This is a genomic window from Nonomuraea corallina (assembly GCF_027620315.1).
Lineage (GTDB): Bacteria > Actinomycetota > Actinomycetes > Streptosporangiales > Streptosporangiaceae > Nonomuraea > Nonomuraea corallina.
Window position 1 is genome coordinate 1 of sequence record NZ_JAPNNL010000135.1, and the last position, 20,670, is coordinate 20,670.

Here is a 20,670-nt window from a genome sequence, read left to right on the forward strand (position 1 = left end):
GCGCTGCCACCCGACCGTACCGGGCCGCGCCCGGCGGGACCGCCCCGGCCGTTGGCCCCGCCCAGGTTGAGCGGTGGCGCGTCGCCCTTGCGCGCCTCGGGCACCCGCCTGCCGACGCCCCTGGCGCCCTGCTGCTCCTTGTCCAGCGGCGCCGGAACGCGCATGCCCGAAGCGCCCTCGCCCTCCTCACCCCTGGCCCGCCCCTGGGCGACCCCGGACGCGGCCGCGCCCGCCACTCCGCCGGACGCCGCGGCCGTGATGAGCGGCTCGGCCTTGCGCACGCCCCAGCGTCCGATCCGCGCCGACGCCACCGGCGGCAGCACGTTCGCCGAACGCTCCAGCGTCCGCGAGCTGGCCGCCTCGCCGAGCATCCGGGTGGCGAGGGTGTGGCCGTTGATCGAGGAGAACAGGTGCTGGAACGGTCTGCGGTAGAAGAACACCGCGATCGTCAGCAACGCCATGAACAGGATCTGCAGCCCCCACGGCATCGCCGTCGAGATGATGAGCGCGTACCCGTACACGAGCACCCCGAGCACGAGCGCCAGCACGGCCTGCCGCAGCAGGGTGCCGATGAGCATCTCCACCCAGCGCATGGCGATGATCCGCCCGCTGCCCGGGTGCACGCCGATGAGCAGGAACACCGGCCCGAGTATCAGCAGCAGCAGGAAGCCGACCTTCAGCACCAGCAGCGACACCGCCACCAGGAAGATGAGCACCCCCGCCACCATGGCGGCGATGAGCGCCCCGATGGCCACGCCGAGCCGGCTGGTCCAGTCCCGGCCGGAGAAGATGAAGTAGCGCGAGTCGTTCCTGAGCCTGTCGGCGACCTCGGCGTACTTGGCCTGGTGGGCGCCCACGTCGGGGGCGGGGTTCTCGACGGTCGCGGCCGGGATCGACTGGGTCTCCAGCATCACCCGGCCGAAGTCGCGGACGATCGGCTGGTCGGGGTCGGCGGTGCCGAACATGCCCATCAGCCACGGCTTGCAGACCAGCGTGGACCAGAGCGCGTCGGCGTTCTGGTCGACGCCGGGGGTGCCGTTCTGCCCGTAGCCGCCGGCCCGTACCTCGGGGTTGGTCTGGCCGGGCGGCGGCAGGCAGGACGTGCCGCCCGCGCCGGGCAGCCCGGAGAAGGCGGAGTTGACCACTTCGCCGGTCTTGTCCGTGACGACCTTGCCCAGCCCGGTGAAGTCCTGCGGCCGGCTGAGGAACCAGGTGGCGACCGTGACCGCGAGCACCATCCAGATCACGCCTTCGGCGGTGGTGGTGGCCCGCTTGCGGATCAGCCCGTACCAGGCGAGCCAGATCGCGCCGAGGATGACGACCGGCTGGAGGTAGGGCCAGTACATCGCCTGCGAGAGGTTCCTGACGATGTCGTCGACCACGTCCTTGATCGCCTGGAGCGGTCCTTCGGTGGCCGCCGCCTGGTACGTGGTGATCGTCATTCGGTCGATGGCCTTGGCCCAGAGGAAGATCGTGTTGGCCCAGGAGTTGCCGAGCACCGCGGCGATGTCCGAACAGCCCAGCTCGTGCGTGTGCCAGAACTGACCGGCCATGCCGAACTGGCCGTAGTTGGTGGGGGCCGCCGGCGGGCCGCCCTCGCGGGCCGGCGGCTGGATCATGCCGTCGACGCCGCTGCCGATCACCTCGGGGGCGAGCTCGCCCGACAGGTCGCAGGGCGCGGCGGCGGCCGGCGACGCGGCGCCGACCACGACGGGCACCACGACGAAGCCGAGCAGCACCGTCACCACGGCGAGCGCCCACCGCTTGGGTAGCCGGATCTTCATGACCGCACCTCCTGCGCCCTGCCCACGCCCCCCTGAAGATCATCATGCCCGTCGCCGTCGGGTTTGTCGTGCGTCGGGTTCGTGTCGAGCCAACGGAGCAGTTCCTCGGAGATGAGGTCCACCCCGATGCGGCCCGCCCTGCCGTCCAGATCGCGGAACACGCACTCGCCGTTGCCCAGCGACCGCAGCACCGCCTTGTGCTCCTCCAGGGGCTCCACCCCGAGCAGTGCCATCACGTGGTCGACCTCCACCCGTTCGGTCGACCGGAAGGCGAACACGGACGACAGGCAGTTCGTCACCTGCTCGTTGAGCAGGTCGCCGGCGTTCTGGGAGACGAGCACCAGCGCCGTGTTGCGGGAGCGGCCCATCCGGCTGACCTCGGGCACCAGCTTGGCGCCCTCCGGCGTGGAGGTGATCGCCCACGCCTCGTCCAGGAAGATGGCCTTGGGCGCGCGCCGGTCCAGCCCGTTCATCAGCCGCCGCGCGAACTGGGACACCAGATAGAGCAGCGCCACCGACAGCCGCTGCTCGTAGGAGTAGTCTTCCCTGCCTGTCGTCACGTCCGGCAGGGTCAGCCCGCCGAGCGTGAACACGGTCGTCCACCCCTCGGTGTCGATCTGGTCGCCGCCCGACGGGTCGAAGCAGAGCCTGGCCAGGTGCATCTCGGACATCGAACGCAGCACCGCGCCGAGGTTCCTCGACGCGGCGTCCTCGGCCCGCTCCAGATAGGCGACGACCTTGCCGAGCGACGGGTCCGGCTGGTTGGACACCGCCGCCACCGCCTGGATCATGGCCGACTCGCGCTCCTCCGACATGCGGGGCAGCAGCAGCCTGAGCGTCTCGGTGGCCATGGTCTTCTTGGCCGCGATGTCGTCGCCGAACGAGAACGGGTCCAGCAGGCCCGGCGCCGCCGACCCGAGCGGGATGACGCGCGCCCTGCGGCCCCGCTTCTCCAGCAGCCGCACCAGCGACTCGGCGTCGCCCTTCGGGTCGATCACCGCCACCGTGACGCCGCGCAGCGCCATCTGGTAGATCATCAGCAGCGCGAGCGTGGTCTTGCCGCCGCCCGGCTCGCCGGTGATCGCGATCGCCGTAGGCCGGTTGCGGCTGGCGGCCAGCAACGGGTCGAAGTGGACGATGCTGCGGGCCCGGCCGACGGTCTCGCCGATGTAGGGCCCCAGCCAGCCCTCGCCGCCGTGCTCCAGCCGGTCGCCCAGATCCACGGTCGCGGTCGCCATGCCGCCCGCGATGGTCCGCAGCGGCTGCCGCTGGGCATACGCGTTGATCTTGACCCGCTCGCCCGGCAGCGACTCGCAGAACAGCGAGAACTGGTCGCCCGTCGAGTTCACCACGTCGATGCCCATGTCGCGGTAGTGCTCCACGACCGCCTCCACCCGCTGCACGCAGATGTCCTCGGTCGGGGCCGACACGATCAGCCGGTGCCACCCGTACACGAAGGGCAGCCGCTCCTTGGTGATGCCGTGCTCCAGCATCCGGGCCGCGTCGATCTGCTCCGCCAGCGCCAGCGGCGCCTCCGCGCCGGCCTCGCGGATGTGGATGTCCATGTCACGGGCGTGCGCCAGCTTGCGCGCCACGTCGCGGGACGCCTTCACCGGCGGGATCAGCCGCATCCGCGACGAGATCTCCACCGGGAACGGCAACTGGTCGGCGAAGTGCAGCCACGGCTCCCCGTCCGGGAACGGCATCAGGTCGGGGAACCGGGCGAACGACAGATGAGCCACGTACGAGTCACCCTGCGGCTGCACGATGCGCAGCAGCGACCGGCCGTTGTGGATCTCCCCCTCGACCAGCGCCTCGATCTCACCCTTGCCCCAGCGCCGCTTCGGGCTGGCCGACGGCGGCCCGTCGGCCAGCCCGCCCGCCGCCGCGTGCTGGAACAACCACGCCACCTCCGTGGAGGTGGCGTGCCGGGCATAGAGCGCGCTCGACGCCAGCGCCCGGCCGAGCCGCTCCGCCTGCTCGGTCCAGCGCGTGATCTCGCCGTCCTTGACGTGGTCGTCCTCCAGCCCCAGCGCCTTCTCCGTACGCTGGTAGAACCCGAACAACTGGGCCAGCGCGCCCGCGCCGAGCTGCTTGCCCCGGGCCCCGAGCCGGACCCCGAGATAGACCTCCTTGGTCCAGAAGTCCTTGGCCCAGACGTGGCGGTACATCTCCTCCAGGTAGTCGCGCCAGCCCGGCCCCTCGTCGGACGTGCCGTTGAGCGCCATCGCCCACTCCGCCGCCGGATAGGCCCGGTGCGCCACCCGCAGGTGCACCTCGGCGTCGGGCATCCTGATCGCGGCCAGCGCGATCGTGATGTTGGTGGCCAGCGCCTCGCGCTCCTCCGGCGTGACGAACTCGTAACTGACCGTCGGCAGCCGGAAGTACGCCCACGCGCAGGTGTCCGTGAGCAGGACGCGGTCGTCGAAGAACCGGACGGCCAGGCGCTGACGCGCACGGGACGCCCTGCTCATGCCGCCCCCTCAGCGCATGAGCGGGCCAGACCTGCTCGGATGTTCACTTAACGCTCACCGATTCTCGTGCCCGGGGGGTCACCAGCCAACTCCTCTTCGCTCGGTCGGATCCTCTGTGCCGCGAAGCCTGCGACCACGACCCCCGCGAGCGCCAGATAGGCCCGCCTGCCGGCCGTGCGCAACCGCCCGGGATCCACGACCTCCACCCCGCCGGGGGCCAGGTCGTCCTCCCAGGGCACCCTGACGATGGCCCGGCACCTGCCGCTGGCCACCGCCTCCGCCTGCTCGACGTCCGGCATCGAACGCCTGCTCACCCCGTTGACCACCATGACCGCGCGCCGCCTCAGGTCGGCGCAGCCATGACCGTCGAGCCACTCGTACGTCATCCCGACCGCCTCCGGCGCCTCCTCGCTGGCGGGCACCACGAGCACCAGCTGGTCCGCGTACGGGAGCATCCGGGCGGCCAGCGCCGCCGCCGGGTCGATCACCGTCAGCTTGTAGTGGCGGTCCAGCAGCGCCAGCGCGTCGCCCAGCCGCTCGTCCGAGAAGAGGTTGCGGTCGGCCAGCCGCTGCTCGGCCTCCGCGTCACCGTCGGCGCCCACCACCTCCAGGCCGGACGAGGTCCGCGTGGTGTAGCCGCGCATCCGCAGATAGCCGCCGATCTGGTGGAGGCCCGCCAGCAGCGACGTCAGCGTCTCCGGCGTCTCGGGCTCGATCCTGCTGCTCAGCGTGCTCTCGCCGCTGCCCGCGTCCAGCGCCACCACGCGGTCGTCGCGGTAGTGGGCCAGCGTGTGGCCCAGCATCAGCGCCGTCGTGCTCTGGCCCGCTCCGCCGGTGCAGCCCAGCACCACGATGCGGCGGCTCCCGCTGAACACGCTCCTGGCCCGCGCCTCGTCGATCTCGGACCCGTCGCCGCGCACCCCGTTCCCGCCGACGACCACCCTGGCGACCCGCCGCCACCCGCCGGAGTCGCGCCCCACGACGGACTCCACGCGCCGGACCTTCGCCTCCCCCACCCGAGGCCCCGGCACGACCCTCCCCTCGTCCCCGTGCCCCTTCCCGCGCTCATCGGCGGGTGCTTCCCCGCCTCGCCCGGACCTCGGGTCCTGGCCGGCCTGCGACCGCACTCCGGACTCCCGGCCGGCCTGTGCTCGCTCTGCGGGCTCCCGGCCGGCCTCCGACCGCACGTCGGAGTCCCGGCCGGCGTCGGACCGCACGTCGGGGGTCCGGCCGGCCTCCGATCGCAGGTCGGGGGTCCGGCTGGCCTCGGGTCGCACTTCAGGGGCTGTGCCGCTCCGGCTCGGCCGGGCCTCTTGGACGTGCGCGGCCGGCGCCTCGGGCCCTTCGTGCTCGGCGGGCTCCGGGTCGGTCACCGCCCGAAGGGCCCGGCGACGCGCGGGCCGGCCCTTCACAGGGGTCACGCCATCCCCGGACGCCTCGTCCCCGCCGGCGGATGCGCCGGCACCAGCCTCAGCCGACGGCGCCGTAACGCGATCGTCCCGCTCCTGACGTCCCGCCGCCGCAGTCTGACGGTCCCGCTCCGCAGGCTCGGACGCCGCTCCAGTCTGACCAGCCCGCTCCACAGGCTCCCCTGCGGTGCGATTTTTTCGCTCCGAAGTCCCGGACGACGTCACCGCGGCGCGTTCGTCCCCCTCCACCGATCCGGAGGCCGCCGTCACAGCGTGGTCGTCACGGTCCGCCGGGTCGGACGGCGTGTCCGTGGTGCTGTGGTCGCGTTCCGGTGACTCGGGTGACGCCGGTACGGCAGGTACGTCCTGGTTCGCGGGCGTGGAGGCGCTCGGGGCGCTGGGGCGCTGCTCGGGTGCGTCCTCGTGGGGCTGACGAGAGGTCTTCGTCTCCGGCGCAGCGGCGCGGTGGGCCTCCGGCGCGGCGGTCTCTCCGGGCCGGGCGCCGGTCACCTCATCCACGGCGGCCTGCTTCGGGGGCTCCGCTCCGGCGCCGTCCCCCGGGCGGGCGGGCTTGGGGGTCTCGTCGCGTCGGAGGGGGAACGTCTGCTCGGGTCCGCGATCACGCAACGGGCGGGACAGCGTGACCGGCCGGGAGTCGGGGCTCAGCGGTGCCCAGCTGCGCTGCGCCTCGGCGAGCAGGGCGGGGTTGAGCTTGGGCGGCTGGCCCTTGCGGTGCTGGCTTCTGGCGGCCTCGTCCTCCTGGACGCGCTCGGACCCGGACCCCTCGTCCGCCGCACCGGCCGTGGGGCCGTCGGCGCTGGCCGCCAGCTTGCGGAGGCGTCGCAGCGCTTCGGTGTCGATCGGCTTGCCGCCGCCGCCCTGACGCGGCCTGCGCGCCCCGGTCTCCGCACGCGAGGCGGCGTCGCCGTCGCGAGGGGCTTCTTCCGTACGAGAGCCTTCCCGACGGGTCTCTTCCGTACGAGAGCTTTCCGAGGCGGAACGCCCGGCCGCCGGGCCCGTACGCCGGACGGCCGAGCCCGTGCCCTCGACGCCCGTGCCCTCGACGCCCGTGCCCTCGACGTTGGAGGGATCGCGCCGAGCCGCCTGACCGTCCCGCGCCGGCGCGGCCGGCCGGCCGGACCGGGCCGGGCCCGTCTTCTGATCGTCACGGGCCACGTGGGAGTCCCGGGCGGGCGCGACCGACTGATCATCGCGGGCGCGGGCCACGCGGGAGTCCCGGGCGGGCGCGACCGGCTGGTCGCCCCGGGCCGGGCCGGGCCGGTCGTCGCGTACGGTGCCGGGGGCCTGGGCGGCACCGGTCGCCGCCGGCCGGGAGCGCTCGGCGTCGCCGTGCTCCGTGGCGCGGGTGTCACGGACCAGGCGCAGGTCCCGTACCGGCTGGCGCGGCGAACGGCCCGGAGCGGGATCCCCGGCGGAAGTCTGCTCGTGCTCGGCGGGCGCGTCATGGGGTGGGAGGGCGGGAGGCGAGCCGGGGCGGGTACGGGAGCCCCAGCCGGTGCGGGCCGGCTCCGCCGCGGCGACGGGGAGCCGGGTCGTGGACTCCACCGCCGTGGTCGTGAGCTGGGTGGGCGCCACGGGGGCCTGGGCGGCGGCGGCAGCGGCGGCGGCCACCGCGGGCCTGACCTGGCGAGGACCCGTCACCGGCGCGCGCTTGCGTGAGGTCTTGCGCGTGGCCTGGCGGGACTTGCGCGTGGCCTTCACCCGGACCGGGTAGGCGCGCCAGACGCGGGCCGAGAACGTCACGGTTTCGGGCTCCGACAGGGAGGCCAGCCGGTACCACGCCTTCGGCTCTCCGAGGTAACGCAGCTGGGACTCCAGCAACTCGGTGAGTCGTTTGCCCTCGATGACGGGCCGGGTGGACAGCCATGTCACGATGCCGGGCGGCACCAGGAAGAGCACGTGCCAGGGCATCGCCACCGGGACGCCGACGAGCCAGAGCAGGAGCGACCACGGGACGAGGACGCCGACGAACACGCCGATCCAGACGATCGGGAGCGGCATGGGCAGTCGTAGGTCGTACAGCTTGTAGAGCCGCTTCTCGATGCGCCAGATGTTCGTATACGTGGGCAGGTCCACGCGGTCCTCCTCTCCACCCGCTCGTACATGACCACCGGGGAGTGGTCTCAACCCTTACTGGATGCCGAGAGCACCCGCGATCGCCTTGGCCGTCACCTCGATGATGTTGGGTACGTAGAAGATCACTCCGATGGCCACGGCCAGGATGAGGAACTGGACGAATCGCGTGATCTCGCGGGTGAAGAGGAAGAACAGCGCGACCACGGACACGACGACGAGGAACAGCGGGGCGAAGAACGCGCGCAGGAAGTCGGCGAGTCCTTCGGTGTTGACGCCGGTCGGTGGGGGGCTCGGCGTCATTTCGATCAGGTGGAGCACCAGGGTTTTCACGATCACATCTCGTCCTTCCGGGGGGTGCCGATCAGCAGAACCGGGCTATCCGACGACACGACCGGCGCCACGGATGTCGTCGACGTACCACTTGTCGCCCTGCTTCTCGACGGTGAGGCGGTATGCCTGCTGGAGACGGCCGTCCGCGGTGCCGGACCCGGCCGCGGCGTCGGGGGTCGTGGACGCCACCGCGCCGGGCACGATCCAGACCACGACCGCCTCGATCTCTCTTGTGGCACCCCCCACAGGCACCACGACGCTCTTGAGCTCTGCGAAGGTGAAGGCGCCGGCGAAGCTCGGCAGGCTGGTGCCGGCGGTGACGTAGCGCTGGAGTTCGGCGGTGTTGCCCGAGGCGTAGTTGCGGAAGAAGCCCTCCAGTTGCGGTTTGAGCTCGGCGGTCGCCGCGTCGTCCGTCTCCGGCACGGCGGCCTGGGGCAGCTGGGCGGGAGCGGGGGCGGGCAGGATCGCGGGCCAGCCCGAGACCACGAACCTGCGGCCGGCGTCGCCGGTCGAGTAGTAGATCGGCACCGACAGGTGGAGCCGGCGCGGGCCGGTCTGGAAGGCCACCGTGACCACGGCGTTGTTGGCGTCGGTGACCTCGATGTCGTACGGCTGGATGGCGACGGCGCCCAGCTTGCCGTTGCCGTCCCAGCCCAATTGCTGGTCCATGCCCTCGGCGACGAACGCGGACAGCTTGCTTGACCTGCTCACGGCGTCTTCGGGGCTGAAATTCAGGTAGACGCCGGCGAACTGCGCGGCGAATGCCATGGCCTGGTCCTCCGGGAAGCCGCTGCCCGGTTGCGCGGACTCAAGCGGAGCGGCGGCGTTTTGGCCGGTAAACCGCTCGAATGGGGCACGGATCCCATTTACCACGATTACTACGATAAGCGCCCACAGAACTATCCGGCCCGTCCAGACGAGCCACCGCCCGCCGCCACCCGACCAACCGCCGCGCCGCGGCCTGCGCGGAGGCGGCGCGTCGTAGCCGGTGTCGGGGTGTGCGGAAAGCTCGGGCCCGCCAGCGATCCGAGGACCGTGCTGGACGGTTGACCTACGAGCCATCACGCCTCCGCTCGCGCCATCCCCCCGGCTGGCGCGGTGTCGTCCGTTGCCGATCCCCATCATCCGCGGTGAAGCAGTCACCTTATCCGGTCTCCGCCATTGTTCCAGGAAAGCCACGCCCATGCTGCAAGCATCGCCGTCCGGGGGCAAACCGAGTGCGCATAGGACGCACCTGGCGCGCCGGTTTGTGTGTGTTCCCTGTCGAAAGGGCATTCGACCAGGCCAGAGACCTAAAAACGCATAACCCGACCGCCACGAATATCTGTCCTCGTCGCGGAGCCCACCTGTTGACCTGCGCTTTCTTTCCGGACTCGACCCTTCGACACAGGCCCGGCCGCACCCTTCCGATGCCGCCCAGGTCTTGATCGCCAGGTGCCGGGACGAGCCTCAGGGGCCGGAACCCGCGGGCCGGGGGCCGGACCTCAGGCGGACTCGCGCGAGCGGGGACCGCGGAGCCCGGCGGGCTGGACGGCGCGCTCCAGGGAGCCGCGCAGTTCCGCCAGCAGGCTGGTGGCGGCGTCCCGGCCGCGCAGCCGGGTGGCCACCTCCTCGCGCTCACCGGCCTTCACGCGCAAATAGTCGGCGCGGTCGACGCGCAGGCCGTACATCAGCTCCACCCGCAAGAGCGCGAGCTCCTCCTCCAGGCTGATGCCGTTGAGCGTGGGCGCCTGGCGCCGGTTCCTGATGCGACGAAACATGAGGGCCTCCCGAGTCAGCGTGGCCGCCGTGTCGATTCGACGCGCGGGCAGCCCGAATGGTTGACGCGGAAGAGGTCCCGCAATCAGATATTTGGCGATCGGCCCGATGTGGGCGATCACACACCCGCCGTACGGGCCACGAAGACGAACTCGCGTCCCGGCCGATCCGGGGCGTCGCGTACGTCCTCGACCTGGAAGCCGGACTCGCGCAGCGAGTCCCCGATCTCCTCGCGCCCGCGGAAGCGCAGCGTCGAGTCCGAGGTGAGCACCGCGCCGTCGGCCTCGAACACGTACGTGTGACGGAAGGTCACCAGCGGCCCCGACACGTCCAGGACCTCGCACCACGACTCGACCCGGCCGGCGCCGGGGACGTCGGTGACGGCGTGCGTGCGCGCCCGGTCCCACTCCCGCCAGGCCCGGCGGGCGGGATCGCGGGTCTCGAAGACCAGCAGGCCGCCGGGCCGCAGGGCGGCGCGCACGCCGCGCAGGGTGGCCGTCCACGCGTCGTCGGTGAGGAAGACCTGGGCCACGTTGCCCGTCATGGTGGCCAGGTCGGCCCGGAGCGGCGGGAGCGTGGTGGCGTCGCCGAGGATCCAGCGCACCCGGTCCGCGCCCGGCTTGGCCCGGGCGACCTCCAGCGACGCCGCGGCGGGATCCACGCCGACCACCTCGACGCCACGCTCCGCCAGCAGGCAGGCGAACACGCCGGTGCCGCATCCGACGTCCAGCACCCGCCGCGCGCCGAACTCCGCGACCATGGCGGCGTACGGGGCGAGGTCGCTCCGGTCGGCGTCGATCGCGTCGTAGATCCGGGCCAGACGGGGCTCGGCGAAAATCGGATCGGGCACGCTCCGACGCTATCGCCCTCGCACAACCGCTTTCCGGCCTCGGACGACGCCGATCACACCGCCGGAAGAGACCTGAGGCGGGCCGGAGGGCGGTCAGACGTTGAAGCGGAACTCGACCACGTCGCCGTCCTGCATGACGTACTCCTTGCCCTCGATGCGGGCCTTGCCTGCGGCGCGGGCCGCGGCGATGGAGCCGGCCGCCACGAGGTCGTCGAACGAGACCACCTCGGCCTTGATGAAGCCGCGCTGGAAGTCGGTGTGGATGACCCCGGCCGCCTCCGGCGCGGTGGCGCCCTTGCGGATGGTCCAGGCGCGGGACTCCTTGGGGCCGGCGGTCAGGTAGGTCTGCAGGCCGAGGGTCTCGAAGCCGACCCGGGCGAGCTTGCTCAGCCCGGACTCGTGCTGGCCGACGGACTCCAGCAGCTCCATGGCCTCCTCCTCGTCGAGCTCGGCCAGCTCGGACTCCAGCTTGGCGTCGAGGAACACCGCCTCGGCGGGGGCGACCAGGGCCGACATCTGGGCCTTCAGCGCGTCGTCGACGAGTTCGTCGGAGTCGACGTTGAACACGTAGAGGAACGGCTTGGCCGTCAGCAGGTGGAGCTCACGCAGGTCGGGGCCGCCGAGCCCGCTCTCGAAGATGGTCTTGCCGGTCTCCAGGACGGCGAGCGCGGCCTGGGCCGCCTCCAGCGCGGGCTTCTTGTCCTTGTTGTGGCGCGACTCCTTCTCCAGGCGCGGGATGGCCTTCTCGACCGTCTGCAGGTCGGCCATGATCAACTCGGTGTTGATCGTCTCGATGTCGCGCTTGGGGGAGATGTCGCCGTCGACGTGGGTGACGTCGGGGTCGTTGAACACCCGGATCACCTGGCAGATGGCGTCGGTGTCGCGGATGTTGGCGAGGAACTGGTTGCCTCTCCCCTGCCCCTCCGAAGCGCCCTTGACCAGGCCCGCGATGTCGACGAACTCCACCTTGGCGGGCAGGATGCGAGCCGAGCCGAAGATCTCGGCCAGCTTGGGCAGACGCTCGTCGGGCACGCCCACGATGCCCACGTTGGGCTCGATGGTGGCGAACGGGTAGTTGGCGGCGAGGGCGTTGCCGGTCTTGGTCAGCGCGTTGAACAGCGTGGACTTACCGACGTTGGGCAGGCCGACGATGCCGATGGAAAGGCTCACGCCCAGCGAGTTTACTTGCTTCCCGAGGGCGACCAGGCGTGTCGGGGGCCGAAGCGGGCGCGATGTCCTGCAATCATCGATGAGGTGGATGTCGTCTCGCTACTGCTGGGTCTGCTGATCGGCGCGGCCATCGGGTTCCTCGTGGCCAGGACGAGGGCGGCGGTGCGGGTGGCCGAGGCCGACGCGCGCGCCAGGTCCGCCGCCGAGAAGCTGGTCTACGTCGAGGAGCAGCTCGCCGAGCGCTTCCAGGCCCTGTCCACCCGCGCGCTCGACGTCAACAACGTGCGCTTCCTGGAGCTGGCCGAGACCCGGCTGGCCGCCACCAGGGCGGAGGCGGCCGGTGACCTGGAGCAGCGCAGGCAGGCGGTCGAGCACCTGGTGGAGCCGCTGCGCGACGCGCTGGCGCGGGTGGAGACCCAGCTGCGCGACACCGAGTCGGGCCAGCGCGCGGCGCGGGCGGAGCTGGCCAGGGAGATGGAGTTCGTACGGCACAGTCACGAGCAGCTCCGCGCCCAGACCATGGCGCTGGTGCGGGCGCTGCAGCGGCCTGAGGCCCGCGGCCGGTGGGGCGAGATGCAGCTGCGCCGGGTCGCCGAGATCGCGGGCATGCACCGCCACTGCGACTTCGACGAGCAGGTGGCCGAGGGCCCGGTGCGTCCCGACATGGTGGTGCGGCTGGCCGGCGGCAAGAACATCGTGGTCGACGCCAAGGTGTCGCTGTCCGCCTACCTGGAGGCCGCGGAGGCGGGCGACGAGTCGCTGGCCACGGTCCGGCTCGACGCGCACGCCCGGCACGTCCGCGAGCACATCGACCGGCTGGCCGCCAAGTCCTACTGGCAGGCGTTCACCCCGGCGCCGGAGTTCGTGGTGCTGTTCATCCCCGGCGAGGCGTTCCTCGCCCCGGCGCTGGAGCGCGACCCCGGCCTGCTGGAGTACGCGATGGCCCGCAAGGTGCACATCGCCACCCCCACCACGCTGATCACGATGCTGCGCACCGCCCACTACGCCTGGCAGCAGGCGGCGCTGAGCGAGAACGCGCGGGTGGTGTTCGAGCTGGGCAAGGAGCTGTACGAAAGACTGTCCTCGATGGGGCGGAACGTGGAGTCGCTCGGCAGGTCGCTGGCCCGTACCGTGGAGGCGTACAACAAGACCGTCGGGTCGCTGGAGAGCCGGGTCCTGGTCACCGCACGCAAACTGCACGATCTGGGCGTCGTCGACGGCGAGCTCGACTCGCCCGGGGCGGTCGAGGGCGTGCCACGGCCGCTGGCGTCCCCCGAACTGCTCGAAACCACGTCTCTCATCACACACGCGAACGGTAAGTTGGCCAACGGCTCGCAATAAGGGGGGTGGGGCCGGTGACCGGCACAGGCAAGCGTTCCGCCGTCAGGCTGACCGCCCGCGGGGCCATCGCGCTCACGCTCGTCTCCACGCTCGCGGGCTACGTGCTGGCCGCCCTGCTGGACATGCAGCTGCTGGTCGGGCTGGCGTTCGTGGCCGCGTCCCTGCTGGGCGTGGTGCTGGTCAACCCGCGCGAGCTGCTGTCGCTGGTGGTGACGCCGCCGCTGGTGTTCTTCGTGGCGACCCTCTTCGTCGAGCTGGGCCGGGCGCTCGTCACGGTCGGCATCCTGCAGTCGCTGGCGCTCGGCCTCTACGGCTCGCTGTCGCGCGGCGCGCCCTGGCTGTTCGCCGGCTCGGCGATCGTGCTGGGCGTGGCGTGGGCGCGCGGGCTGCGCGACAACGTGCGCGAGCTGCGCGAGGAGCTGCGCGCGGGCGCCGAGGTGCCGCGGCCGCGCCAGCCGCAGGCGTACGTGCCGGAGCCCGAAGGCTACTTCGAGCCGCGCGTCTACGGCACGCCCAGAGGCGAGGACTGACGATCCGACTCACCCCTCGGTCTTCCGGAGTTCGCCCGGGCCGGTTCAGTCCTGTGAGGGCTGGAGCAGGTCGAGGGCCTCGTCCAGGGCAGGGGTCGGCGCGAGGCCGCGGGCCGCTCGGATCGCCCCGGCCAGGAAGCTGATCCAGACGTCGACCAGCGCCTCGATCCCGCACGGCCGCCCGCCGGCGAGCCAGTGGAGTGCGGTCTCGTCACAGGCGGCGGAGAACCCGCGCAACGGCAGTTGGAGCGCCCGCTCCTCCGCGTCGAGGCCGAGCAGCTCGCATACGGCCCGGATCCCCTCGCAGCGGGTCGCCTCGAAGGCCTCCCAGGCCAGGCCGGTGGCCTCGGAGCGGCGAAGGATCAGGTTGCGGGCGGCGTCCTCGTGCTCGGCCAGGAACTCCAGGTGGGCGACGAGGTGGCGGCGGAGCCGTTCGAGGGCGGACCCCTCGGGGGTGAGCCGCGCGGCCTCGCGGAGGCGGCGGTCGATCTCGAGCACGGCCTCCGCGTAGAGGCTCTCCTTGCCGTTGAAGTGGTGGGACAGGAGCCCGTGGGCCACCCCGGCCGAACGGGCGATGTCGCCGACCGTGACGTCCGCGTAGGGGCGCTGGGAGAAGTGCTCCAGCGCGGCGTCGAGCAGCTTCCGGCGCGTCTCCTGGGCTGCCAGCTGCCGCCGGGTGGGCGGCTTGCCTGTGACGGACCGGGTCACGTCTGATCCTCCCCACGGTGTGTGCGTGCCTTGTCGTCAGCGTATCGGGGTGCGCGCGGGCGATCCCTCGTACGGCGATTTGATTGATTGTCATTCAATGACTTACATTCAATCAGCCGCAGCGCGAGAAAGGATCGCAGCATGGCCCTCAATCTGCCGCTCCCGGACAAGGACGACCCCGTCTGGACCGCCGCCAACGGCTTCGTCGTCCGCCAGGACGGAGGCGTCGTCCGGCTCACCGGACATGAGACGTTCGCGGTGAAGGTCACGGGAGAACAGACCGATGGCGCCCTCGCCTTCATGGACGGCCTCATCGAGCCCGACCACGGCAACGTCCCGCACATCCACTCCAAGGAGGACGAGGCGTTCTACGTCGTCTCCGGGGCGTTCGAGTTCATCAACGGCGACGAGAAGATCACGACCGGCCCCGGCGACTTCGTGTACATCCCCAAGGGCACCCGCCACGCCTTCAGGAACGTCGGCCCGGAGCCGGCCAGGCTCCTCGTCTTCTACACGCCCGCCGGGCCGGAGTCCTTCTTCCTGAAGCACGGCGAGACGGACCGGGCTCCGGAACCCTGGCCGGACGAGAAGTTCAACGAACTGGTGGACATCCTGGGCGCCCACAACATGGTGCTGCTTCCGGGTGACCACGACTGGGACTGATCACCCCTCCCCTCCCCGACCCGCCAGGACACCACCACACCGTCGCAAGGACTTCGACAGATGACCCACCTCGTCAACCTCGCCGTCATCTACTACTCGGCGACCGGCACCGGCACCCGGATCGCCACGGAGATGGCCCAGGCCGCGGAGGCCGCGGGCGCGCGGGTCCGCGTCCGCAAGGTCGCCGAACTGGCGCCACGGTCCGCGATCGACGCGAACCCGGCCTGGGCAGCCCACCACGCGGCCACCGCGGACATGCCCGTCTCGACCACCGAGGACCTCGCCTGGGCGGATGCCGTGATCTTCGGCTCACCGACCCGGTTCGGGAACATCAGCTCCCAGCTCAAGCAGTTCTTCGACACACTGTCGCCGCTGTGGCAGCAGGGCGGGCTGGCCGACAAGGTCTACAGCGGCTTCACCTCGACCGCCACCCTGCACGGCGGCCACGAATCCACGCTGCTCGCCCTGTACAACAGCATCCATCACTTCGGCGGCATCATCGTGCCGCCCGGATACACCGACCCGATCAAGTTCGTCGACGGCAACCCGTACGGCACGTCCCACCACGCCGCGCCGGGCCCCGACCTCGGCTCGATCGGCGACGACACCCGCAACGCCGCGCGTCACCAGGCCGAACGGACCGTGAGGATCGCGCGGGCGCTCAAGGCGGGGCACGCCGCCTGACCGCCGCAGGCGCCACGGCCGTGGCCGAGAAGCTCGACGTGCGGTTCCCGGACGAGTGGGCCAGGGTCGTCGGACGGACCGAGGAGCGTCGGTGTAACGTCCCGCGCATGGACGAGACCTCCAGAAGCCGACATGCCGTGGACGCCTACGTCGACACCGTCGAGCAGCGTGACTGGGAACGTTTCGGCGCCCTGCTCGCCGAGGACGTGGTGTACGAGATGCCGCAGACCCGGGAACGGATCCGCGGGAAGTCTGCGTTCCTCCGGTTCAACATGGATTATCCCGGTGATTGGCATCTGCGGGTGCGGCGCATCGTCGCCGACGGCCGTCATGCCGCGGCGTGGATCGACGCGCGCGTCGGCATCGAGCATCAGGACGCATGCGTCTGGTTCGAACTCTCCGACCAGGGACTGATCAGCCGGATCGTCGACTACTGGCCGGAGCCGTACGATCCGCCGTCCGGTCGCGAGCACCTGGTGGAGCGCTGGTAGGCCCGGTACGTCACGCGAGGCATACGGCGGCGGTCCCCGCCGGATGCCTCGCGATCGAGGTCAACCCGGCGCTACGGGACGCGCAGATCCTTGCGCAGCTCGTGAGGGAGCGCGAAGCGCATCTTCTCCTGCACCGGCTCGACCTCGGTCACGTCGCCGAAGCCGCGGTGCGCCAGCCACGCGAGCACTTCCGCCACCAGTTCCTCGGGCACCGACGCGCCGCTGGTGACGCCGACCGTGGTGACGCCGTCGAGCCACTCGTCGCGGATGAACGTGGCGTTGTCGACGAGGTAGGCGGCCGCGGCGCCGTAGTCCTTGGCCACCTCGACCAGGCGCTTGGAGTTGGACGAGTTGTCGGAGCCGACCACGATGACCAGCTCGCACTCCTCCGCGATCTCCTTGACGGCGACCTGGCGGTTCTGGGTGGCGTAGCAGATGTCGTCGCTGGGCGGGTCGATCAGGGCCGGGAAGCGCTTCTTGAGCCGCGCGACGGTCTCGTTGGTCTCGTCGACCGACAGCGTGGTCTGCGACAGCCACACCAGCCTGCTGGGGTCGCGCACCTCGACCCGGTCGACCGCGTCGAGGCCGTCGACGAGCTTGATGTGGTCGGGAGCCTCGCCGCTGGTGCCCTCGACCTCCTCATGACCTTCGTGTCCGATCAGCAAAATGTCGTAGTCCTGACCGGCGAATCTTCTGGCTTCGTTGTGAACCTTCGTCACCAACGGGCAGGTAGCGTCAATGGTGCGCAACCCGCGCTGCTCGGCCTCGGCGTGCACGGCGGGCGAGACGCCGTGAGCGGAGAACACCACGATCTCCCCCTCGGGCACCTCCTCGGTCTCCTCGACGAAGATGGCGCCCTTGGCCTCGAGCGTCTTGACCACGTGCGTGTTGTGGACGATCTGCTTGCGCACGTAGATCGGCGCACCATACTGCTCCAGCGCCTTCTCGACCGCCACCACGGCACGATCGACACCGGCGCAGTAGCCGCGGGGCCTTGCCACGAGGACTCGGCGGGAAGAGACAGTCTGGAGCTCCATAGTCCATATGCTACGTGGAACGGCTGACCGGCCCGCGCGTGCGCCTGTGCCTGCGCTTTGCCAGACTGGCCGTCCACACTGACCTCCCAGGGAGACGTGCATGTCCCTAAGCGACGTGATACGCAACATCGCCAAGACCGTCACCAGCAAGGACGCGCTCAAGGAGAAGGCCCGCGACCTGCCGCTCCTGGTCGTCCAGAGCACGCTCGGCGCGGCCGGGCAGGCGCTCATGCTCGTGGACCGGGTGAAACACTCGATCAAGGGTGACAAGGAAGAGAAGAAGGAGGACGTCGCTTCGCGTCCTTCCGAGACGCCGGTCATCGGCGCCGGAGAGGAGGCGAAGCCGGCCCGCAAGGAGCCGGTCATCTTCGCCCCCAGGCCGGAGGCCGCGCCCAACGGCACCTCCAAGGCCAAGCCCGAACCGGTCATCTTCACCCCGGCGGCCAAGCCCGAGCCCGAGGCGGAGCCGGAGCTGAAGGCAGAGCCGAAGACCGAGCCCAAGACTGAGCCCAAGACCGAGGCCAAGACCGAGGCCAAGACCGAGGCCAAGCCGGAGGCTGAGGCCAAGCCCGAACCGAAGGCAGAGCCGAAGACCGAGCCGAAGCCGAAGCCCGGGCCCGAGCCGCAGGTCGCCGCCGAGCCCGAGCCCACGCTCGCCCCGGCGCCCGCCGTCGCCCAGCCGGTGGCCGCCGCCGAGCCGGAGCCCGAGGCGAAGCCGAAGGCCAAGCGGAAGCCCAAGCCGAAGGCCCCGCAGACGGCGAAGCTGGCCGAGGCCGTCGAGACGGTCCAGGTCGCGCGGGAGGAGCCCGCTCCGGGCGCGGGTGAGCGTGCCGAGCCGCTGCCGGGCTTCGCCTCGCTGACGGTGGCGTCGCTGCGCGCCCGGATGCGCGGCAAGAACGCCACGCAGATCGCCGAGTACCTCGCGTACGAGCAGGCGACGGCCGGCCGGCCCGAGGTGATCCGCATGTTCGAGAACCGGCTGGCCAAGCTGCACGCGGGCGAATGACGTCCAAGACCACGCCCGAGTCGCCGCTGCCGATCCGCACGGTCCTGCAGATGGTCGGCGGCTGGATCGGCAAGCTGGGCACGGTGTGGGTCGAGGGCCAGATCACCGATCTGAGCGCGCGCGGCGGCACGGTGTTCCTGACGCTGCGCGACCCGGTGGCCAACGTGTCCGCCCGGGTCACCACCCCGCGCGGGGTGTACGAGGCCGCGATGCCCAGGCCCATCGACGGCGCCCGGGTGGTGGTGCACGTCAAGCCGGACTTCTGGGTGAACCGCGGCTCGTTCGCCTTCACCGCGCTGGAGATCCGGCCGGTCGGCGTGGGCGAGCTGCTGGCCCGCCTGGAGCGGCTGCGTCAGTTGCTGGCGGCCGAGGGGCTGTTCGGGGCGGAGCGCAAGCGCCGGCTGCCTTTCCTGCCGGGCACGGTCGGGCTGATCTGCGGCCGGGACTCCGCCGCCGAGCGCGACGTGCTGGAGAACGCGCGGCGCCGCTGGCCCGCCGTGCGGTTCACGGTGGAGGAGGTCGCGGTCCAGGGCCCGTACGCGGTGGGCGAGGTGACCGAGGCGCTGGGCAAGCTGGACGCCGACCCCGCCGTCGAGGTGATCGTCATCGCCCGGGGCGGCGGGTCGCTGGAGGATCTGCTGCCGTTCTCCGACGAGACGCTGGTGCGCGCGGTGGCGGCCTGTCGTACGCCGGTGGTCAGCGCGATCGGCCACGAGCAGGACAGCCCGCTGCTCGACCTGGTGGCCGACGTGCGCGCGTCCACTCCCACGGACGCCGCCAAGAAGGTCGTGCCCGACGTGAGCGAGCAGCTCACGCTGGTGCGCCAGCTCCGCGACCGGGGCCGCAGGGTGGTGAGCGGCTGGCTGGACCGGGAGATGTCCTGGCTGGCCGCGGTCCGCTCGCGCCCCTCGCTCGCCGATCCGGTGCGTGAGCTGGAGCGGCATGCCGAGCGGGTGGACGGGCTGCGGGAGCGGGCCAGGCGCGCGCTGTCGGGCTCGCTGGACCGGGCCGGGGACGACCTCACGCACGTACGGGCCCGCTTGGTGGCGCTGTCACCGGCGGCCACGCTGGAGCGCGGCTACGCGATCGTGCAGCGCCCGACGGGCGAGGTGGTGCGCCGCGCGGAGGAGGTCGCCCCGGGCGACGAGCTCACGGTGAGGTTGCCCGACGACCGCGTCACGGTGCGGGCCGAGCCGTGACGGCCCTGGCGAGGCCGCCGATCCCGGCCTTGACCTCGTCGATGGTCAGCCCGCGCTCGCGCTGGTAGGCGATCAGGTGGGCGTTGACCGGGGCCAGCAGGGCGTCGGCCAGGTAGTGGGGGTCGGCGTCCGGCCTGGCCTGGGCCAGCAGCGCGGCCAGATGGGTGTGGTGCACCCGGTAGGGGCCGCCGAACCTGGACGCGGGTGAGCCCAGCTCCACGAGCCGGAACAGGTCGAGCTGGGAGACGACGCGGTCGACCAGGGCCGTCAGGAAGGCCTCGGCCCGCTCGGCCGGCGCCGCCCCGGGGCCGAGCGGCGGCGGGCCGCTGAGGAACGCCTCCTGGAAGCGGCGCTCCCGCTCGTCGATGAGCGCCCACACCAGGCCCGCCCGGTCGCCGAAGCGCCGGTAGACCGTCCCCACGCCGACGCCTGCCTCCCTGGCGACCTCGTCCAGGGAGAGCTGGTCGGCGCCGCGGCAGTCGATCATGCGGGCCGCGACCTCGATGATCTTCTGCCGGTTGCGCGCCGCGTCGGCGCGCTCGGGCTGGGACTGCCCCAACACCGGCAGCTGTCGACCTGCGCACACGAAAACAGCATACGACCCGGAGGAATTTCCGGTTAAACTCTGCGGTTGTCTGAACCGGAGAGGTCTCCGCTTCTAGGAGGAACCCATGAGCGACTTCAACCAGCAGATCATCGAGGAGTTCCGCGCCAACGACGGAAAGGTCGGCGGCTACTTCGAAGGCTCCGATCTGCTCCTGCTCACCACCACGGGCGCCAGGTCGGGCCGGCGCGTCACCACGCCCGTGATGTACCTGGAGGACGGCGGCCGGCTCGTCGTCATCGCCTCCAAGGCCGGCGCCGACGACAACCCCGCCTGGTACCACAACCTGCGCGCCCACCCCGAGGTCACCGTGGAGGTCGGCACCGAGACGTACGAGGCCAAGGCCACCGTCGTGGACCGCGAGGAACGCGACCGGCTCTACGCCCGCATGGTGGAGAAGGCGCCGGGCTTCGCCGACTACGAGACCAAGACCACCCGCGTCATCCCCGTCATCACCCTCGAACGGCTGAGCTGAGCCGCTCTGTCACTGAGCCGCTCTGTCACTGAGCCGCTCTGTCACTGAGCCGCTCTGTCA

19 protein-coding genes are annotated in these 20,670 nt (G+C 71.6%); 8 read left to right on the forward strand and 11 right to left on the reverse strand.

Annotated features, from left to right (window positions below):
- The 8 genes from OUY22_RS26835 to ychF form a co-directional block, all read right to left on the reverse strand.
- The coding region (locus tag OUY22_RS26835; RefSeq protein ID WP_270157947.1) for a type IV secretion system protein at positions 1–1,784 on the reverse strand (1,784 nt) is incomplete at its 3' end.
- Entirely contained in the window at positions 1,781–4,258 is a 2,478-nt protein-coding gene (locus OUY22_RS26840) for an ATP-binding protein (protein WP_270157948.1), read from the reverse strand. The genes OUY22_RS26840 and OUY22_RS26835, both read right to left, overlap by 4 nt.
- 47 nt (positions 4,259–4,305) lie before the next feature.
- Positions 4,306–7,764, reverse strand: a complete 3,459-nt coding sequence (locus tag OUY22_RS26845) for a TcpE family conjugal transfer membrane protein (RefSeq protein WP_270157949.1) — start codon at positions 7,762–7,764, stop codon at positions 4,306–4,308.
- Between the two features lie 54 nt (positions 7,765–7,818).
- The gene (locus tag OUY22_RS26850; protein WP_270157966.1) at positions 7,819–8,064 is read right to left on the reverse strand and encodes a hypothetical protein; all 246 of its coding nucleotides are present in this window, start codon (positions 8,062–8,064) and stop codon (positions 7,819–7,821) included.
- A gap of 75 nt (positions 8,065–8,139) precedes the next feature.
- Positions 8,140–8,862: a conjugal transfer protein gene (locus OUY22_RS26855; RefSeq protein WP_270157950.1), complete on the reverse strand. Its 723-nt coding sequence runs from the start codon at positions 8,860–8,862 to the stop codon at positions 8,140–8,142.
- Between the two features lie 716 nt (positions 8,863–9,578).
- Positions 9,579–9,854 carry a hypothetical protein gene (locus OUY22_RS26860; RefSeq protein WP_270157951.1) on the reverse strand — a complete coding sequence of 92 codons (276 nt, stop codon included), beginning with the start codon at positions 9,852–9,854 and terminating at the stop codon, positions 9,579–9,581.
- Positions 9,855–9,970: 116 nt separating this feature from the next.
- Entirely contained in the window at positions 9,971–10,702 is a 732-nt protein-coding gene (locus OUY22_RS26865) for a class I SAM-dependent methyltransferase (protein ID WP_270157952.1), read from the reverse strand.
- Positions 10,703–10,795: 93 nt separating this feature from the next.
- Complete coding sequence (gene ychF, locus OUY22_RS26870; RefSeq protein ID WP_270157953.1) at positions 10,796–11,872, reverse strand: redox-regulated ATPase YchF; 1,077 nt, start codon at positions 11,870–11,872, stop codon at positions 10,796–10,798.
- Positions 11,873–11,956: 84 nt separating this feature from the next.
- On the opposite strand from ychF, the gene rmuC reads away from it, so the two are divergent.
- Both rmuC and OUY22_RS26880 read left to right on the forward strand, forming a co-directional pair.
- Entirely contained in the window at positions 11,957–13,213 is a 1,257-nt protein-coding gene (rmuC, locus tag OUY22_RS26875; protein ID WP_270157954.1) for a DNA recombination protein RmuC, read from the forward strand.
- Between the two features lie 14 nt (positions 13,214–13,227).
- Entirely contained in the window at positions 13,228–13,743 is a 516-nt protein-coding gene (locus tag OUY22_RS26880; RefSeq protein WP_270157955.1) for a DUF6542 domain-containing protein, read from the forward strand.
- A gap of 45 nt (positions 13,744–13,788) precedes the next feature.
- Here OUY22_RS26880 and OUY22_RS26885 read toward each other — a convergent pair whose 3' ends face one another.
- Positions 13,789–14,451, reverse strand: a complete 663-nt coding sequence (locus OUY22_RS26885; RefSeq protein WP_270157956.1) for a TetR/AcrR family transcriptional regulator — start codon at positions 14,449–14,451, stop codon at positions 13,789–13,791.
- A gap of 141 nt (positions 14,452–14,592) precedes the next feature.
- On the opposite strand from OUY22_RS26885, the gene OUY22_RS26890 reads away from it, so the two are divergent.
- The 3 genes from OUY22_RS26890 (at position 14,593) to OUY22_RS26900 (ending at position 16,289) form a co-directional block, all read left to right on the forward strand.
- Positions 14,593–15,114, forward strand: coding sequence for a cupin domain-containing protein (locus OUY22_RS26890; protein ID WP_270157957.1), 522 nt, complete (start codon positions 14,593–14,595; stop codon positions 15,112–15,114).
- 60 nt (positions 15,115–15,174) lie between these two features.
- Positions 15,175–15,798 carry an NAD(P)H:quinone oxidoreductase gene (gene wrbA, locus OUY22_RS26895; RefSeq protein WP_270157958.1) on the forward strand — a complete coding sequence of 208 codons (624 nt, stop codon included), beginning with the start codon at positions 15,175–15,177 and terminating at the stop codon, positions 15,796–15,798.
- A gap of 107 nt (positions 15,799–15,905) precedes the next feature.
- Entirely contained in the window at positions 15,906–16,289 is a 384-nt protein-coding gene (locus OUY22_RS26900; RefSeq protein WP_270157959.1) for a nuclear transport factor 2 family protein, read from the forward strand.
- A 71-nt stretch (positions 16,290–16,360) separates the two neighbouring features.
- On the opposite strand, the gene OUY22_RS26905 is transcribed toward OUY22_RS26900, so the two are convergent.
- Positions 16,361–17,326 carry a 4-hydroxy-3-methylbut-2-enyl diphosphate reductase gene (locus OUY22_RS26905; protein ID WP_270157960.1) on the reverse strand — a complete coding sequence of 322 codons (966 nt, stop codon included), beginning with the start codon at positions 17,324–17,326 and terminating at the stop codon, positions 16,361–16,363.
- A 100-nt stretch (positions 17,327–17,426) separates the two neighbouring features.
- Between OUY22_RS26905 and OUY22_RS26910 the strand changes: the two genes are divergently transcribed.
- A complete protein-coding gene (locus OUY22_RS26910) occupies positions 17,427–18,332 on the forward strand; it encodes a hypothetical protein (protein WP_270157962.1) in 906 nt (301 codons plus the stop codon).
- On the forward strand, positions 18,329–19,531 hold the full coding sequence (gene xseA, locus OUY22_RS26915; protein WP_270157963.1) for an exodeoxyribonuclease VII large subunit: 1,203 nt from the start codon (positions 18,329–18,331) through the stop codon (positions 19,529–19,531). The genes OUY22_RS26910 and xseA overlap by 4 nt, the downstream gene beginning before the upstream one ends.
- Here the strand turns inward: xseA and OUY22_RS26920 are convergent.
- A complete protein-coding gene (locus OUY22_RS26920; protein ID WP_270157964.1) occupies positions 19,509–20,117 on the reverse strand; it encodes a TetR/AcrR family transcriptional regulator in 609 nt (202 codons plus the stop codon). The genes xseA and OUY22_RS26920 overlap by 23 nt on opposite strands.
- Positions 20,118–20,202: 85 nt before the next feature.
- On the opposite strand from OUY22_RS26920, the gene OUY22_RS26925 reads away from it, so the two are divergent.
- Positions 20,203–20,610, forward strand: a complete 408-nt coding sequence (locus OUY22_RS26925) for a nitroreductase family deazaflavin-dependent oxidoreductase (protein WP_270157965.1) — start codon at positions 20,203–20,205, stop codon at positions 20,608–20,610.
- Positions 20,611–20,670: the final 60 nt, after the last annotated feature.